At 71.5% G+C, this 15,849-nt stretch carries 13 protein-coding genes; 6 read left to right on the plus strand and 7 right to left on the minus strand.

The window, feature by feature from the left end; all coding sequences use genetic code 11:
• The 6 genes from rpoC to FB462_RS00030 form a co-directional block, all read right to left on the minus strand.
• Window positions 1-2,898: DNA-directed RNA polymerase subunit beta' (rpoC, locus tag FB462_RS00005; RefSeq protein WP_141859331.1), on the minus strand; the 2,898-nt coding region annotated here is incomplete at its 3' end.
• A gap of 47 nt (window positions 2,899-2,945) precedes the next feature.
• Window positions 2,946-6,434 carry a DNA-directed RNA polymerase subunit beta gene (gene rpoB / locus FB462_RS00010; protein ID WP_058741132.1) on the minus strand — a complete coding sequence of 1,163 codons (3,489 nt, stop codon included), beginning with the start codon at window positions 6,432-6,434 and terminating at the stop codon, window positions 2,946-2,948.
• 336 nt (window positions 6,435-6,770) lie between these two features.
• On the minus strand, window positions 6,771-7,316 hold the full coding sequence (locus FB462_RS00015; RefSeq protein ID WP_141859333.1) for a hypothetical protein: 546 nt from the start codon (window positions 7,314-7,316) through the stop codon (window positions 6,771-6,773).
• Between the two features lie 296 nt (window positions 7,317-7,612).
• The gene (locus tag FB462_RS00020) at window positions 7,613-8,266 is read right to left on the minus strand and encodes a response regulator transcription factor (protein ID WP_141859335.1); all 654 of its coding nucleotides are present in this window, start codon (window positions 8,264-8,266) and stop codon (window positions 7,613-7,615) included.
• Window positions 8,263-9,432 (minus strand): sensor histidine kinase, encoded by a 1,170-nt coding sequence (locus FB462_RS00025; protein ID WP_141859336.1) that lies wholly within the window; start codon window positions 9,430-9,432, stop codon window positions 8,263-8,265. Before FB462_RS00025 ends, FB462_RS00020 begins: the two co-directional genes overlap by 4 nt.
• Window positions 9,429-9,929 (minus strand): hypothetical protein, encoded by a 501-nt coding sequence (locus FB462_RS00030; RefSeq protein ID WP_114849334.1) that lies wholly within the window; start codon window positions 9,927-9,929, stop codon window positions 9,429-9,431. Before FB462_RS00030 ends, FB462_RS00025 begins: the two co-directional genes overlap by 4 nt.
• A 132-nt stretch (window positions 9,930-10,061) precedes the next feature.
• Between FB462_RS00030 and FB462_RS00035 the strand changes: the two genes are divergently transcribed.
• From FB462_RS00035 to FB462_RS00065, 6 genes are all read left to right on the plus strand, one after another.
• Window positions 10,062-10,904 carry a spermidine synthase gene (locus FB462_RS00035; RefSeq protein ID WP_141859339.1) on the plus strand — a complete coding sequence of 281 codons (843 nt, stop codon included), beginning with the start codon at window positions 10,062-10,064 and terminating at the stop codon, window positions 10,902-10,904.
• 294 nt (window positions 10,905-11,198) lie between these two features.
• Window positions 11,199-11,936 carry a hypothetical protein gene (locus tag FB462_RS00045; RefSeq protein WP_141859341.1) on the plus strand — a complete coding sequence of 246 codons (738 nt, stop codon included), beginning with the start codon at window positions 11,199-11,201 and terminating at the stop codon, window positions 11,934-11,936.
• A 168-nt stretch (window positions 11,937-12,104) separates the two neighbouring features.
• Window positions 12,105-12,947 (plus strand): hypothetical protein, encoded by an 843-nt coding sequence (locus FB462_RS00050; protein ID WP_058742817.1) that lies wholly within the window; start codon window positions 12,105-12,107, stop codon window positions 12,945-12,947.
• Window positions 12,944-13,405, plus strand: coding sequence for a SprT-like domain-containing protein (locus tag FB462_RS00055; RefSeq protein WP_058742816.1), 462 nt, complete (start codon window positions 12,944-12,946; stop codon window positions 13,403-13,405). The genes FB462_RS00050 and FB462_RS00055 overlap by 4 nt, the downstream gene beginning before the upstream one ends.
• 47 nt (window positions 13,406-13,452) lie before the next feature.
• On the plus strand, window positions 13,453-14,148 hold the full coding sequence (locus tag FB462_RS00060; protein WP_058742815.1) for a CGNR zinc finger domain-containing protein: 696 nt from the start codon (window positions 13,453-13,455) through the stop codon (window positions 14,146-14,148).
• A gap of 73 nt (window positions 14,149-14,221) precedes the next feature.
• Window positions 14,222-15,475, plus strand: a complete 1,254-nt coding sequence (locus FB462_RS00065) for an Nramp family divalent metal transporter (protein WP_141859343.1) — start codon at window positions 14,222-14,224, stop codon at window positions 15,473-15,475.
• Between the two features lie 26 nt (window positions 15,476-15,501).
• On the opposite strand, the gene FB462_RS00070 is transcribed toward FB462_RS00065, so the two are convergent.
• The gene (locus FB462_RS00070) at window positions 15,502-15,804 is read right to left on the minus strand and encodes a DUF427 domain-containing protein (protein ID WP_058742825.1); all 303 of its coding nucleotides are present in this window, start codon (window positions 15,802-15,804) and stop codon (window positions 15,502-15,504) included.
• Window positions 15,805-15,849 lie beyond the last annotated feature (45 nt).

Consider the following 15,849-nt stretch of genomic DNA (forward strand, 5'->3'; position numbering starts at 1 on the left):
ACGGCCGTAGCACTTCGCGCAGACACCGACGGCGGACTCGCAGGTCAGGACCGAGCGCACCTTGATGCTCTCGACACCGGCCTCGAGCAGCGTGTCCAGCAGGACGTCGCCGACGTCCGAACCGGCCTCGGCCACCACGGTGCCGTTCGCGTCCACGGCCTCGACGGCCAGGGTGCGCGAGTACACCGTGTTCTCGACGCGCGGGTCGCGGACGAGCTTGCCGTCCTCGCCCTTGGTCGCGATCGGCAGCTCGAGGCCACGGGTCGTGCCGCAGTCGTCCTCACGGATGATGACGTCCTGCGAGACGTCGACGAGACGACGCGTCAGGTAGCCCGAGTCAGCGGTACGGAGCGCCGTGTCCGCCAGACCCTTGCGCGCACCGTGCGTGGCGATGAAGTACTCCGCCACGGTCAGGCCCTCGCGGTACGAGTTGATGATCGGGCGGGCGATGATCTCACCCTTCGGGTTGTTCACCAGACCACGCATACCGGCGATGTTGCGCACCTGCAGCCAGTTACCACGAGCACCCGACGACACCATGCGGTTGATGGTGTTGTCGATCGGGAAGTTGTCGCGCATCTCCTGCGCGATCTCGTTCGTGGCCTCGGTCCAGATCTTGATCAGGTCGGCGCGGCGCTCCGCGTCGGTGATCAGACCCTTGTCGAACTCGCCCTGGACCTTGGCGGCCTGGACCTCGTAGCCCGCGATGATCTCCTTCTTGCGCGGCGGCGTGACGACGTCGGAGAGCGCGACGGTCACACCGGAGCGCGTGCCCCAGTAGAAGCCCGCGTCCTTGATCCGGTCCAGCGCGGCGGCCGTCTCGGTCTTGGAGTAGCGCTCGGCGAGGTCGTTGACGATCGCGGAGAGGGTGCCCTTGTCGGTGACGCGCTGCACGAACGGGTAGTCCGCCGGCAGGGTCTCGTTGAAGAGCGCGCGGCCCAGCGTGGTCTCGAGGAGGATCGACTGACCCACCTCGTAGCCCTCGGGAGCCTCGCCCTCGGCGAAGTGGACACCCGACATGCGGATCTTCACCATCGCGTTGAGGTCCAGCGTGTTCTGGTCCTTCGCCATGATCGCCTCGGCGACCGAGGAGAACGAACGGCCCTCACCGACGGCGCCCTCGCGGACGGTCGTCAGGTGGTGCAGACCGATGATCATGTCCTGTGCGGGCAGGGTCACCGGACGGCCGTCCGACGGCTTGAGGATGTTGTTCGAGGCGAGCATCAGGATGCGGGCCTCGGCCTGGGCCTCGACCGACAGCGGCAGGTGCACGGCCATCTGGTCACCGTCGAAGTCCGCGTTGAACGCAGCACACACGAGCGGGTGGAGCTGGATGGCCTTGCCCTCGACGAGCTGCGGCTCGAACGCCTGGATGCCCAGACGGTGCAGCGTCGGCGCGCGGTTCAGCAGCACGGGGCGCTCGCGGATGATCTCCTCGAGCACGTCCCACACCTGCGGACGCGAACGCTCGACCATGCGCTTGGCCGACTTGATGTTCTGCGCGTGCGACAGGTCGATCAGGCGCTTGATGACGAACGGCTTGAACAGCTCGAGCGCCATCTGCTTCGGCAGACCGCACTGGTGCAGCTTGAGCTGCGGGCCGACGATGATGACCGAACGGCCCGAGTAGTCGACGCGCTTGCCGAGCAGGTTCTGGCGGAAACGACCCTGCTTGCCCTTGAGCATGTCGCTCAGGGACTTCAGGGCGCGGTTGCCGGTACCCGTGACGGGACGACCACGACGACCGTTGTCGAACAGCGCGTCGACCGCTTCCTGCAGCATGCGCTTCTCGTTGTTCACGATGATCTCGGGGGCACCGAGGTCGAGCAGACGGCGGAGACGGTTGTTGCGGTTGATCACACGACGGTAGAGGTCGTTGAGGTCCGACGTAGCGAAGCGGCCACCGTCGAGCTGCACCATCGGGCGGAGCTCCGGCGGGATGACCGGCACGACGTCGAGCACCATCGCGGCCGGCGAGTTGCCGGTGGCGAGGAAGGAGCTGACGACGCGCAGACGCTTGATCGCGCGGATCTTCTTCTGGCCCTTGCCCTCGGCGATCTGCAGGCGCAGCGCCTCGGCCTCGGCGGCCAGGTCGAACGCCTCGAGCCGCAGCTTGATCGCCTCGGCGCCCATGTAGGCGTCGAAGTAGATCCCGAAGCGGTCCTGGAGCTCGTGGAAGACGGCGTCCTCGGGCTTGAGGTCGCCCACCTTGAGGTTGCGGAAGTCCTCCCACACGCGCTCGAGGCGGGTGATGTCCTCGTCGAAGGACTTGCGGACCTGGGACATCTCCTTCTCGGCGGTGTCCTTGGTCCGGCGCTTCACGTCGGCCTTGGCGCCCTCTTCCTCGAGCGCTGCGAGGTCGTCCTCGAGCTTCTTGAGGCGGTCGGCGATGATCGAGTCACGCTGACCCTCGAGGTTCTTGATCTCGAGGCGCATCTCGTTCTCGAGACCGGGCATGTCGGCGTGACGGCCCTCTTCATCGATGTCGATGATCATGTACGCCGCGAAGTAGATGACCTTCTCGAGGTCCTTCGGCGCCATGTCGAGGAGGTACCCGAGGCGCGACGGGACGCCCTTGAAGTACCAGATGTGCGTGACGGGGGCGGCGAGCTCGATGTGGCCCATGCGCTCACGACGGACCGAGGACTTGGTGACCTCGACGCCGCAGCGCTCGCACACGATGCCCTTGAAGCGCACGCGCTTGTACTTGCCGCAGGCGCACTCCCAGTCCCGGGACGGACCGAAGATCTGCTCGCCGAACAGACCGTCCTTCTCGGGCTTCAGGGTGCGGTAGTTGATGGTCTCCGGCTTCTTGACCTCGCCGTACGACCACTGACGGATGTCCTCGGCGGTCGCGAGACCGATCCGGATGGCGTCAAAGGAAGTTGCTTCGAGCAATGTTCTTCTCTCTTGCTGAGTTCGAGACGTGTCGGTGCGGGCGGGGATCAGATGTCGTCGACGGAGGACGACTCGAACCGCGAGGAGATGTTGATGCCGAGCTCTTCAGCGGCACGGAAGACCTCGTCGTCCGTGTCGCGGAGGCTGACCGCCTGGCCGTCTGCCGAGAGGACCTCGACGTTCAGGCAGAGCGACTGCATCTCCTTCATGAGGACCTTGAACGACTCGGGGATGCCCGGCTCCTGGATGTTCTCGCCCTTGACGATCGCCTCGTAGACCTTCACGCGGCCGAGGATGTCGTCGGACTTGATCGTCAGGAGCTCCTGGAGGGCGTAGGCGGCGCCGTACGCTTCGAGCGCCCACACCTCCATCTCACCGAATCGCTGGCCACCGAACTGCGCCTTACCACCCAGCGGCTGCTGCGTGATCATCGAGTACGGACCGGTCGAACGGGCGTGGATCTTGTCGTCGACCAGGTGGTGCAGCTTGAGGATGTACATGTAGCCGACCGAGACGGGCTCCGGGAACGGCTCGCCGGAGCGGCCGTCGAAGAGCTGCGCCTTGCCGGAGGAGCCGATGAGGCGCTCCCCGTCACGGTTCGGGAGCGTGGAGTCGAGGAGGCCCTCGATCTCGCGCTCGTACGCACCGTCGAACACCGGGGTGGCGACCTTCGTGCCGGGCTCCGCGTGGCGGGCGGCCTCGGGGAGGGCGGACGCCCACTCCTGGATGCCCTCGACGTTCCAGCCCTGCTTCGCGAGCCACCCGAGGTGGATCTCGAGGACCTGGCCGAAGTTCATGCGGCCGGGGACGCCGAGCGGGTTGAGCACGATGTCGACCGGGGTGCCGTCCGCCAGGAACGGCATGTCCTCGACCGGCAGGATCGTCGAGATGACGCCCTTGTTGCCGTGACGACCGGCGAGCTTGTCACCGGCGGTGATCTTGCGCTTCTGGGCGATGTAGACGACCACGCGCTGGTTCACACCGGAGCCGAGCTCGTCGTCACCGTCCTGGGCGTCGAAGACCTTGACGCCGATGATCGTGCCCTCTTCACCGTGGGGCACCTTCAGCGAGGTGTCGCGCACCTCGCGCGACTTCTCGTTGAAGATCGCGCGGAGCAGGCGCTCCTCGGCGGAGAGCTCGGTCTCGCCCTTCGGCGTGACCTTGCCGACCAGGATGTCGCCGGGGCGGACCTCGGCACCGATGCGGATGATGCCGCGCTCGTCGAGGTCGGCCAGGAGGTCCGGGCTGACGTTCGGCAGGTCGCGGGTGATCTCTTCCTTGCCGAGCTTGGTGTCGCGGGCGTCGACCTCGTACTCCTCGATGTGGATCGAGGAGAGCGTGTCGTCCTTCACGAGGTTCTGCGACAGGATCATCGCGTCCTCGTAGTTGTAGCCCTCCCACGGCATGAACGCGACGAGGAGGTTCTTGCCGAGCGCGAGCTCGCCGTTCTCCGTCGCGGGGCCGTCGGCGATGACCTCGCCCTGCTCCACGCGCTCGCCTGCGGAGACGATGACGCGGTGGTTGTAGCTCGTGCCCTGGTTCGAGCGGTCGAACTTGCGCAGGTAGTAGGTCTGCGTGCCGCCCTCGTCGAGCTGCAGGGTCACGGCGTCGGCCGAGACCTCGGAGACCACACCGGCCTTGTCGGCGGTGACGACGTCACCGGCGTCGATGGCGGTGTAGCCCTCCATGCCGGTGCCGACGAGCGGCGACTCGGAACGCAGGAGCGGCACGGCCTGGCGCTGCATGTTCGCACCCATGAGGGCGCGGTTCGCGTCGTCGTGCTCGAGGAACGGGATGAGCGAGGTCGCGACCGACACCATCTGGCGCGGCGAGACGTCCATGTAGTCGACCTCGTCCTTGCCGACGAGCTCGACCTCGCCGCCCTTCTTCCGCACGAGGACCTTGTCGTCCGCGAAGTGGAAGGAGTCGGTGAGCGGCGCGTTGGCCTGGGCGACGACGAAGTCGTCCTCTTCCGATGCCGTCAGGTAGTCGATCTGGGTGGTGACCTGACCGTTCACGACCCGGCGGTACGGCGTCTCGATGAAGCCGAACGAGTTGATCCGACCGAAGGACGCGAGCGAGCCGATCAGGCCGATGTTCGGGCCTTCCGGGGTCTCGATCGGGCACATGCGGCCGTAGTGCGACGGGTGGACGTCGCGGACCTCGACGCCGGCACGCTCACGGGACAGACCACCCGGGCCGAGGGCCGACAGGCGACGCTTGTGCGTCAGACCCGCGAGCGGGTTGTTCTGGTCCATGAACTGCGACAGCTGGGACGTCCCGAAGAACTCCTTGATCGCAGCCACGACGGGACGCACGTTGATGAGCGTCTGCGGCGTGATGGCCTCGATGTCCTGCGTGGTCATGCGCTCGCGGACGACGCGCTCCATGCGGGACAGACCCGTGCGGACCTGGTTCTGGATGAGCTCGCCCACCGCGCGGATGCGACGGTTGCCGAAGTGGTCGATGTCGTCCACGTCGAGGCGGAGCTGGACGGGCTCGCCGTCGCGGACACCGTCGAGCGTGGTCTTCTCGGCGTGCAGCGAGACGAGGTACTTGATCGTGCGGACGATGTCCTGCACGGAGAGCACCGAGTCCGACAGCGGCGCGTCGATGCCGAGCTTGCGGTCGAGCTTGTAGCGACCGACCTTGGCCAGGTCGTAGCGCTTCGGGTTGAAGTAGAAGTTGTCGAGGAGCGCACGCGCGGCCTCGGCGGCGACCTGCTCGCCCGGACGCAGCTTGCGGTAGATGTCCTTGAGCGCCTCTTCCTTCGTCAGGACGGCGTCCTTCTCGAGCGTCGACTCGATCGAGGCGAAGCCCTGGAACTCCTCCATGATCTCCTCGCTCGTCAGGCCGAGGGCCTTGAGGAAGACGGTCACGGACTGCTTGCGCTTGCGGTCGATGCGCACGCCCACCTGGTCGCGCTTGTCGATCTCGAACTCGAGCCAGGCACCGCGCGAGGGGATGATGCGCGCGGAGTAGATGTCCTTGTCGGACGTCTTCTCCTGCTGGCGCTCGAAGTACACGCCCGGCGAGCGGACGAGCTGCGAGACGACGACGCGCTCGGTGCCGTTGATGATGAACGTGCCGCGCTCGGTCATGAGCGGGAAGTCGCCCATGAAGACGGTCTGCGTCTTGATCTCACCGGTCATGTGGTTCATGAACTCGGCGTTGACGTAGAGCGGAGCGGCGTAGGTCTTGCCGCGCTCCTTGCACTCGTCGATGGAGTACTTCGGGTCCTCGAGCTCCGGGGACGTGAACGAGAGCTGCATCGTCTCGCCGAGGTCCTCGATCGGGGAGATCTCCTCGAAGATCTCCTCGAGGCCGGAGTGCAGTGCGAGGTCGGTGCGACCCTGCTCCTGTCCCTCGGCGAGGCGGGCCTTCCAGACGTCGTTGCCGACGAGCCAGTCGAAGCTCTCCGTCTGGAGTGCGAGCAGATCAGGGACCGTGAGCGTGTCCGTGATCTTGGCGAACGAGAGTCGCGAGTGGTTGCGACCGTTCTTGGGGTTGGTGGATGCGTTGGGCGCAGCAGCCAAGGGTGTGACCTCCGGTAGGCCCCGTCGGGCCGGTACTGACGAGCAGCACGTAGGTGAGTGGATTGATCGCTCGGCGCGACCCCGGGACCGACACACGGTGCACAGCCGGACGAGCGTCCGGTTGGACTTGTGCGAAGATCGGTGAGCGGGACCCGCCGCCATATACGGGACCGGCTGCACCAGGGCGCGTGTTCGACCGCAATATGACGACACACGAATGCCAGGGAGCGCGAACTGCAATCATAGGTCGCCCTGACCCGCGCTGTCCAGTCCTGGCTTGACCGGATTCGTCGCAGGCGTGTATAAGGCGCCGGCCACCCGGCGCCGGGACCGATCTCAGTCGTCGAGCGCGTGCAGGACGCGCTCCGGCTCCTCGGCCCGCACGAACGTCACGCGGCCGCGGTCGTCCGTGATGCGCACGCCCCGTCCCGGCGTCAGGATGAGGGCACGGACGCCCCGTCGGACGCGCAGGCCGAGCCCGCCGTACGTGGCCGCGTCCGCCTCGACGACCGCGACGTCGGCGATCCGCCGGCGGTCGATCCGGCGTGCGGGGAGCGGCCGGAAACGCAGCACGACGTCGGTGTCGGTCACCGCGATGCGCGTCCGCGCGAGGAGCAGCAGGGCACCGCCGACGAGCGCCACGACACCGGGCACCAGGAGCGCGACCTCCGGTGCGTCTCCGGGCCAGCCGAGCACGGCCGCGGTCAGCGCACCGCCGCCGAGCAGCAGGACCGCGCCGAGCGCGCGCATCCAGGTGGGTGCCGATTCGCCGTCGGCGGCCACGGGCGCGTGGGTGGCGGTCGGCCGGGAGGCACGGGTCGTCCGGGTGGGTCGGGTCGCCTCGGCGGGGCGGAACGTCGGGACGCTCACGGTGTCGATCACGGGGTACTCCTGCGGGTGGGGCCGGTCGCGTGCCGCGCAGGGGGAGGTCGGCGCACGCGTGGGGCGGTGCGCCGTCGCACGTCGAGGGGGCGGCGCACGCATGGCGCACGCCGGCGGCGCGGGGAGGGCCGGTCCGTGCGGCACCCGCGTGGGGAGGGTGGCGTGCGGTGGGGGTCCTGGCCGCGTCGTGGTCACGTCGACAGGCGGATTGCTCGACACCTGTCGGGTGACGACCGGGTGAACGGTACGTGACGACCCTTGACGTCGGCTGGGTCGGCCGTGGCGTCGCGCCGGGGTCAGCGCAGGACGAGGGCGACGGCCTCCGCGCGGGTGCGGACGCCGAGCTTCGCGAAGACCTGGTTGACGTAGGACTTCACGGTGGGGACGGTCAGGAACAGCTCGGCGGCGATCTCCGGGTTCGTCCGACCGGCCGCGATGCGCTCGAGCACGTCGGCCTCGCGCGGGGTCAGCTCCGGGAAGCGGTCCCGCAGCGGGGTCGGCGCGGTCGGGGACGGGGCGGTCGGGGACAGGGCGGCGAGCTGGGCGACGAGGCGCGCGCCGACCTCGGCGTCGAAGGTGGCCTGCCCGGTCGCGACCGCCCGGATCGCCGTCGCGAGCTCCGCGCGCCCGGCGTCCTTCGTCAGGTACCCGCGCGCACCGGCGCGGAGCGCGCCGACGATGGAGTCGTCGTCGGCGTAGGTGGTCAGGACGAGCACCGCGACGCCCGGGTGCGACCGGGCGATCGACGCCGTCGCGGTCGGGCCGTCCGTCCCGGGCATCCGCAGGTCCATGAGCACGACGTCCGGCGGGTCGGCCGCGACCATCGCGATCGCCTCGGCGCCGTCCGCCGCCTCGCCCACCACCTGCAGGTCGGGGACGAGCGACAGCACCGTCACCAGCCCGTCCCGCACGATCGCCTGGTCGTCCACCACGAGCACCCGGATCGTCACGCGGTCACCGCCGGCACCCGCATCGCGACGACGAACTCGGGACCAGCCGTACCGGCCTCGACCCCCGAGTCGTCGCCGAGTTCGGCGAAGCGCTCCCGCATCCCGGCGAGCCCGTGCCCGTCGCCGGGACCACCCGCTCCACCGGCGGGGTCGAGGGGGTTCGTCACGGTCACCCGCACGGCGGAGCCGTCCCGGTCGACCGACAGCACCACGGGACGACCGGGGGCGTGCCTGCGGGCGTTGCTCAGTGCCTCCCGGACGGCCGCGACCACGACGTGCCGGTGGGCCGCGTCGACGGCGGTGAGCGCCTGGTCGCCGTGCGTGGTGAGGGTCCCGCCGAAGGAGCGGTGCGCCGCGACCAGCGCGGACAGATCCGTCGGCTGCTCCGGGGCGGGCGGGACGGTGTCGTCGCGCAGCGCGTGCACGGCCCGCCGCGCCTCGGCGAGTCCGCTCGCGGCGAGGGCGCGGGCGGCTCCGGCGCGGCGGGTGGCCTCGTCGACGCGGCCGGCCTCGAGCAGGGCCTCCACCGCGTCGAGCTGGAGCACGAGCCCGCCGAGGGAGTGCGCGAGCACGTCGTGCACGTCCCGCGCGGTGCGCGCCCGGTCCGCCAGGAGCTGAGCGCGCTGCTGCTCGGCCTCGGCTTGACGGGTGCGCTCCTCGGCGATCCGGAGCTGCCGGCGGCTGAAGCCGACCACGGCGGCGAGCAGCACGCCCGCGCCGGCGCCGAGGACGACCGAGACCGGGGCGGCGAGTGCCGCGGCTGTCCCCGCGACGAGGACCACGGCGACGACCGCCGCGAGCGGACCGGCCCACACCGGCTGCAGGCGGCTCGCGCCGATCACGACGACGGCCACCAGCGGGATCGCGACCATCACGGTGCGCGAGGGGACGACGACCGCGGAGCCGGCGACGACCATGACCCAGGTCGCCACGAGGAGCACCCGCTCGGTCCGGGCGACGACCCGCAGCAGCCACGCGGCGAGCGCCACCACCCCGAGGGTCCACACCCACGCGGCGGCTCCGTCGTCGAGCACGGCGCGGACGAACCAGTACCCGACGACCACGATGCCGGACAGGTTGAGGACGCGGGTGAGCGCGGAGCCGGACCGGCCCCGCACGGGGTCGGTCCAGGCGGCGGTCCTCGAGGGTCCGGGTCCGGCGGTCACCGGACCATCATGCCGCGGGCGGCACGCGGGATCCGCTGATCGACGACCAGGGCACGGGCGGCCCGGTTGAGCGCGAGGACCAGGAGGATCGCACCCGTGGAGGTCAGCAGGTGCGCGCCGAGGTGGCCGCCGAGCACGTCGAGACCGACCCGGACGACGATGAGCAGCAGCCAGAGCCCTGCCCCGGCCCAGCCCGTGCGGGCCTGCAGGGTGCGACCCTCGTCGTCGGGCGCCCCGGCGGTCCGGAAGCGCGTCATGCCGCCCATCGCCAGACCGGCGGCGACGCTCACGAGAGCCTCGATGCCCAGGAACAGCACGTCGAGCGTCGTCACCGCGGCGGCGGACTGCGCGAGCACCACGATCCCGACGACGCCGAGGACGAGCGGCGTCCGCCAGACCCGGGCAGGGTCGAGGTACTGCCAGGTGGCCTGGCGGTAGGCGAGGAACCCGACGAGGGCGAGGCCGATGACGATGTTCGCGAGGAGCTGGACGGACACGGTGTCCCCTTCCGGTGGTCGACCGGCGGGGGTCCCCGACCGGTGACACCAGCCTCGCGAGCGCACGGCGTCGGGCACACCACCCGTGGGTGGTGGTCCGGGTGGGGGTCGGCGGTGGTGTTCCATGGGGGCATGGCAGATGCGTTCGACGGGTTCCGGATCGGTGCTGGGTGGGCCTCGGTCGAGCCGGACCGGCACCGCCTGGGGTCCTTCACGCTCGTCGTCGACGGGACGCCGCAGTCGCACGTCGACCTCGAGGACCCGACGCACCTGGCCTTCGAGTACATCCGGCGGATCGGGCACGCGATCGACCTGCTCCCCGGTGGGCCGATCACGGCGCTGCACCTCGGCGCGGGCGCCCTGACGCTCCCCCGGTACGTCGCGGTGACCCGGCCGGGGTCCCGGCAGCAGGTCGTCGAGCTCGAGCGGGACCTGGTGGACCACGTCCGCGAGGCCCTGCCGTTCCCCCGAGGGGCGTCGATCCGGGTCCGGTACGGCGACGCCCGCGAGGTCCTCGGCAAGCTGCCCGCCGGGCTCCGCGGCACCGTGGACCTCGCGGTCGTCGACGTCTTCGGCGGCTCGCGGATCCCGGCGCACGTGACGAGCGTCGAGTTCTACCGGTCGGTCGCCGAGTTCCTGTCGCCCATCGGGATCGTCGCGGTGAACGTCGCGGACGGCGCCGGGCTGGCCTTCGCCCGGGGGCAGGCGGCGACCCTGCAGGCGGTGCTGCCCTCGGTGGCGGCCGTCGCGGACACCGGGATGCTCAAGGGCCGGCGGTTCGGGAACATCGTGCTGCTCGGGTCGCCGTCCGACCTGCCCGTGGCCGACATGCCCCGCCTCTACTCGTCCGACCCGCTGCCGTCGAAGGTCGTGCACGGGGCCGAGCTCCGGGCGTTCACGGCGGGGGCGCCGGTCGTCACGGACCAGACGGCGGTGGCGTCGCCGGAGCCGAACCGGAGCGTGTTCGGGGGCTGACGCCGGGCGGGCGCGCGGGGCGGGGCGGGCGCGGCCACGATCCTCCAGGCCGGGGCGGCGGATGCCGCTGCGGCGGGTGGCGGTGCAGCGGGTGCCGCTGTCGTGCGTCACCGCCGCTGTCGTACGACGTCCGCGATGACGCGCGAGCCGCACGCGCGCGACCGGTACCGGCCGGTCCACCCGGGGGACACGGTCCGCGCGTCCGGTCGGGCGGATCCGGTCGCGGGCGGACGTCGGCTGCCAGGATGGGGGACACGACCGCGCAGCAGCGCGACCGAGCAAGGGAGTCCCCTGATGACGAACGACGACCGGAGCAACGAGGACCGGACGGGTGACGGCCGCGCACCGAGCTGGGGCGAGGCACCGCAGCACGGGTCGGCCGACCGCGCCGGGGACCTGCCCCGCCACGGCGAGCGCGACGACGCCCCGCGGTACGGGCAGCGCAGCGACGAGCGAGCGGACGCTCCGCGGTACGGCGAGCGGTCCGATGCGCCGCGATGGGGCGAGCAGCACGGCGACCGTGACGGCCGCCCGGCCGACTCCCCCACGTGGGGCGAGCAGCACGGGTCGCACCAGCCCTACGCCGCCGCGGCCGCACCGACGAGCGCGAACGCCCCGGCGTGGCAGTCCTACGACGAGCCGAAGCGCAAGAAGAAGACCGCCGGCGTCGTCGCGTTCGTGGTCGCGATCGTCGCACTCGTCGTCGGCGTGATCGGTGGGTTCCTGTTCGGGTCCGCCATCGCGACCAGCCAGGCCTTCGAGGAGGTCCTGCGGAACGGCGGCGACGCCAACGCGCTCGGCCCCGACGCGTTCCGCGACCTGCAGGGCAACGCGAGCATCATCGCGGCGGCGCTCCTGTTCGTCCTCGGCACCGTGCTCGGTCTGTGGGCGATCATCCAGGCGATCGTCGCGATGGCGACCGGGCGTGGCCGCGTCTGGGGTGTGCTCGCCCTCGTGATCGCCGTCGTCGGCGTGTTCGCCTTCGTCGTCACGTACTCCGTCGTCGCCGGTGCCTCGGTGATGGGTGGCTGAGCCCACCCCCGGTCACGGCTGAGCCCACCCCCGGTCACGGCTGAGCCCAGACCTGGTCTCCGGACCGACGGCCCGTCCTGCGCGCGCAGGGCGGGCCGTCGTCGTGTCTCGTGCCCCCGTGCGCGTGGCACCGCCCGCTCACGGGGTGCCGCGGCTACCCTCGAACCGATGTCCCTCCCGCCCGACGACCGCCAGCAGCCCGACCGCGCCGACAGCGCCCGGGAGCCCCGCCATGCCGCTCCGGTGACCGCCGGGGTCAGCCCGGGGAGCACCTTCGCGCCGATCAGCCTGCGCCCCGCCGTCGACGCCGAGGCCGTGCAGCAGCGCCTGCGTGACCTCGGGCAGAGCCGCAGCACCGAGGCGCTCGCCGAGCGTGCCGAGCTCCTCCGGCTGCTCGGGCGGCTCGACGAGTCCCTCGTGGTCGCGGAGGAGGTCTTCCGGCTGACGATGTTCACCGGGGAGCGGTCCGACAAGGTCGCCTCGCGGATCCGACGTGCCCACGTGCTGCACGACCTCGGGCGCTACGAGCGTGCCGCGTCCGAGGCCGCCATGGCCCGGGACACCGCCAGGACCGAGGAGTGGCCGGAGCTCGAGGGCGCCGCCGCCGAGCTCGAGGGCTGGTCGCTGTTCGAGCTCTCGCGGTTCGACGAGGCCCGGTCCGCACTGTCCCGGGCGTACCAGGCGTTCCGGCAGGCCGGTGCCCCGTCCGAGCGCACCGACGCCCTGCAGACGGCGATCGAGGCGGCGCTCCGCGCGGTCGCCGCGCAGCCGCGGGAGCAGACGGAGCAGCCCCGCACGGCCCGTGAGGTCGCCGCACGCCGGGCCGAGGACGAGACGCCCACCACGCGCGTCGCCGAGCCCGTGAAGCAGGTGCCCCCGGTGCGCCGCCGGGTGCTCGGCGCCCCCGACGCCGCCCGGACCGACGCCGACGACATCTGGGGCCGGATCGCCGCGAAGGCCGCGCAGAAGGGCCAGGCACCGCGGGACGACCGCGGCGACGACCTGCGGTGACCGCGCCCGACGTCGTCCGACGGCGGGCGGAGGAGCTCATCGCCGCCCACCTCGGGCACGGCACGTGGACGTTCGCGTTCGACCATGCGAAGACCCGGGCCGGACAGTGCGACTTCGGCCGGCACCGGATCACCGTGAGCCGGCACATCACCGCACGGGTGTCGGACGCCGACGTCGAGCAGGTCCTGCTCCACGAGGTCGCGCACGCCCTGGCGGGACCCCGGGCCGGGCACGGCCCCACCTGGCGCCGGACGGCCGCCGGCATCGGGTACACCGGATCGCGGCTGTACGCCGGGCCCGTGGCCTCGGAACTCGCGCCGTGGGTCGGCACGTGCCCCGCCGGGCACGAGCACTTCCGGTACCGCACCCCGACCCGGCCGCTCGCGTGCGCGACGTGCTCCCGGCGGTTCGACCCGCGGAACCTCATCACCTGGGAGCGCCGCGCGGCTACCGCATGATCGGGTCCACCGGTGGAGGCGCGCCGGGGAGCCGTTAGCCTGGACGGATGCACACGGGGCAGCACATCCGGACGGACAGCGGGTCGTCGTGGTTCTTCGACGCCGGACGGATCGCCCTGGACTTCGCGCACACCGGCGGCTTCGCGGACGACCCCGACGCCCGGCGCCCCCGTGCCCGGCTCGGCGAGCTGCTCGTGACCCCGGCCGACCTGGACGAGTGGCTCGGCGACCACACCGAGCCGATCGACGTCGGCGCGACCGCGCGGGAGCTGCAGGACGCCCGGGCACTCCGGGCCGCGATCGGCCGCCTCGCGGTCGCCGCCGCTCCGGCCCCCGCGTCCACCGCCGCCGAGCGGACCGCGATCGGCGCCGGCCTCCGCGCGGGCACCGGTCGGACCCGTCCGGCCCCGGACGACATCGACACCGTGAACCTGTTCGCCGCGCTGCCCGACGTGCCGCCGAGCCTGCCCGGCGGGCGTCGTCGCGCCGGCGCGAACCGGGTCCGACTGGCGCAGGCGCTGTCGAGCGTCGCGCGGGATGCGGTCGCCCTGTTCACCGAGGTGGGCTTCGACGACCTCGCGGCGGACGGGCAGGCCACCCGGCTGAGCCGGTGCTCGGCCGACGACTGCGGCCTGGTCTTCTACGACTCCTCGCGCGGCGGGACCCGGCGCTGGTGCTCGATGCAGCGGTGCGGCAACCGGGCGAAGGTGCGGGCGCACCGGGCACGGCGCGCGGCGGCCTGACCCGGCCCGAGCCACCAGAACGCAGTCCGAACAAAAAGATTCGGCATGCCGAATCCTCTGGCATGCTGGGGGCATGTCCGACGTCTCGACCCCGCCGCGTGCCGCTGAGCGCACGCCCGCGAAGCGCGCCGCCGGCCTGACGCTGCTCGGCCCCGCGTTCGTCGCCGCCATCGCCTACGTCGACCCCGGCAACGTCGCAGCGAACCTCACGGCCGGGGCGCAGTACGGCTACCTGCTGCTCTGGGTGCTCGTCGCCGCGAACGCGAGTGCCGTCGTCGTGCAGTACCTGTCCGCGAAGCTCGGCGTCGTGACCGGGCGATCCCTCCCGGAGCACCTGGGCCTCCGGATGCGCCGCACCCCTCGGCTGCTGTTCTGGGCCCAGGCCGAGGTCGTCGCCGCCGCGACCGACGTGGCCGAGGTGATCGGTGGGGCACTCGCCCTGCACCTGCTCTTCGGGCTGCCGCTCGTCGCCGGCGGGCTCGTCACCGGGATCGTGTCGATGCTCATCCTGACGCTGCACAGCCGCCGCGGCACCCGCACCTTCGAGGCCGTCGTCACGACGATGCTCGCGATCCTGACGGTCGGCTTCTGCGCCGGGCTGCTCGTCGCGCCGGTGTCCCCGACGGAGCTGCTCGGCGGGCTCGTCCCGCGCTTCGAGGGCTCCGGCTCGGTGCTGCTCGCGGCGTCGATGCTCGGCGCGACCGTGATGCCGCACGCCGTGTACCTGCACTCGGCCCTCGCCCGGGACCGCCACGGCGACGTCCCGGCCGGACCCGAGCGACGCCGGGTGCTCGTCGCGACGCGGTGGGACGTCGCCCTCGCGCTCGTGGTCGCCGGCGGCGTGAACATCTGCATGCTCGTCCTCGCCGCGGCGACGCTGCCGGGGGTCGCCGGCACGGACACCATCCCCGGTGCACAGCGGGCGATCGAGACGAACGTCGGCCCGGTCGTCGGCGTGCTGTTCGCGGTCGGACTCCTGGCGTCCGGGCTGGCCTCGACCTCGGTCGGCTGCATGGCCGGTGCCGAGATCATGCACGGACTGCTGCACGTCCGCGTGCCGCTCCTGGTCCGTCGGCTCGTGACGCTGGTGCCCGCGCTCGTCCTGCTCACGGCAGGGGTGGACCCGACGATGCTGCTCGTGGTGAGCCAGGTCGTCCTGAGCTTCGGCATCGCGTTCGCGATCGTGCCGCTGGTCGTCTACACCTCGCGGCGGAGCGTCATGGGAACCGACGTCAACGCCGTGGTGACCCGGGTCGTCGCAGCGGTCATCGCGCTCGTGATCGTGGCCCTGAACGTGACACTGGTCGCGCTCACCGTCACCGGCTGAGCGCGACCAGCGGGTCGGACACCGCGTCAGTCGACGACGCGGACGTCCTTCCAGAACGCGTAGTACCCGGAGTAGTCCTTGCCGACGCGGTCGAAGGACGACGGGATCGGCGTCGGGTACGACCAGGCGCGGTCCGGCAGCGGCTGCCCGTCCACGGTGACCGTGTAGTACTGCGTGTCGCCCTTCCACGGGCAGTGGTACTGGGTGTCGCTCTCGCTGAAGAACTCGGGCTTCACGCTCGACGGCGGGAAGTACCAGTTCCCCTCGATCTGGATGAGGTCCTCCTGCGGGGCCTCCGCGATCACGGTGTCGCCGACGACTGCCTTCATGACGTGCTCCTCCACTCACGGCGCCCGGTCGACGCCTGCGATCGG

This window comes from Curtobacterium citreum (assembly GCF_006715175.1).
Taxonomy (GTDB): domain Bacteria; phylum Actinomycetota; class Actinomycetes; order Actinomycetales; family Microbacteriaceae; genus Curtobacterium; species Curtobacterium citreum.

Coding starts and splice junctions, on each gene's coding strand:
- FB462_RS00035 (WP_141859339.1), top strand. CDS start 10,062: ATGGCAGATGCGTTCGACGGGTTCCGGATCGGTGCTGGGTGGGCCTCG.
- FB462_RS00045 (WP_141859341.1), top strand. CDS start 11,199: ATGACGAACGACGACCGGAGCAACGAGGACCGGACGGGTGACGGCCGC.
- FB462_RS00050 (WP_058742817.1), top strand. CDS start 12,105: ATGTCCCTCCCGCCCGACGACCGCCAGCAGCCCGACCGCGCCGACAGC.
- FB462_RS00060 (WP_058742815.1), top strand. CDS start 13,453: ATGCACACGGGGCAGCACATCCGGACGGACAGCGGGTCGTCGTGGTTC.
- FB462_RS00065 (WP_141859343.1), top strand. CDS start 14,222: ATGTCCGACGTCTCGACCCCGCCGCGTGCCGCTGAGCGCACGCCCGCG.
- FB462_RS00070 (WP_058742825.1), bottom strand. CDS start 15,804: ATGAAGGCAGTCGTCGGCGACACCGTGATCGCGGAGGCCCCGCAGGAG.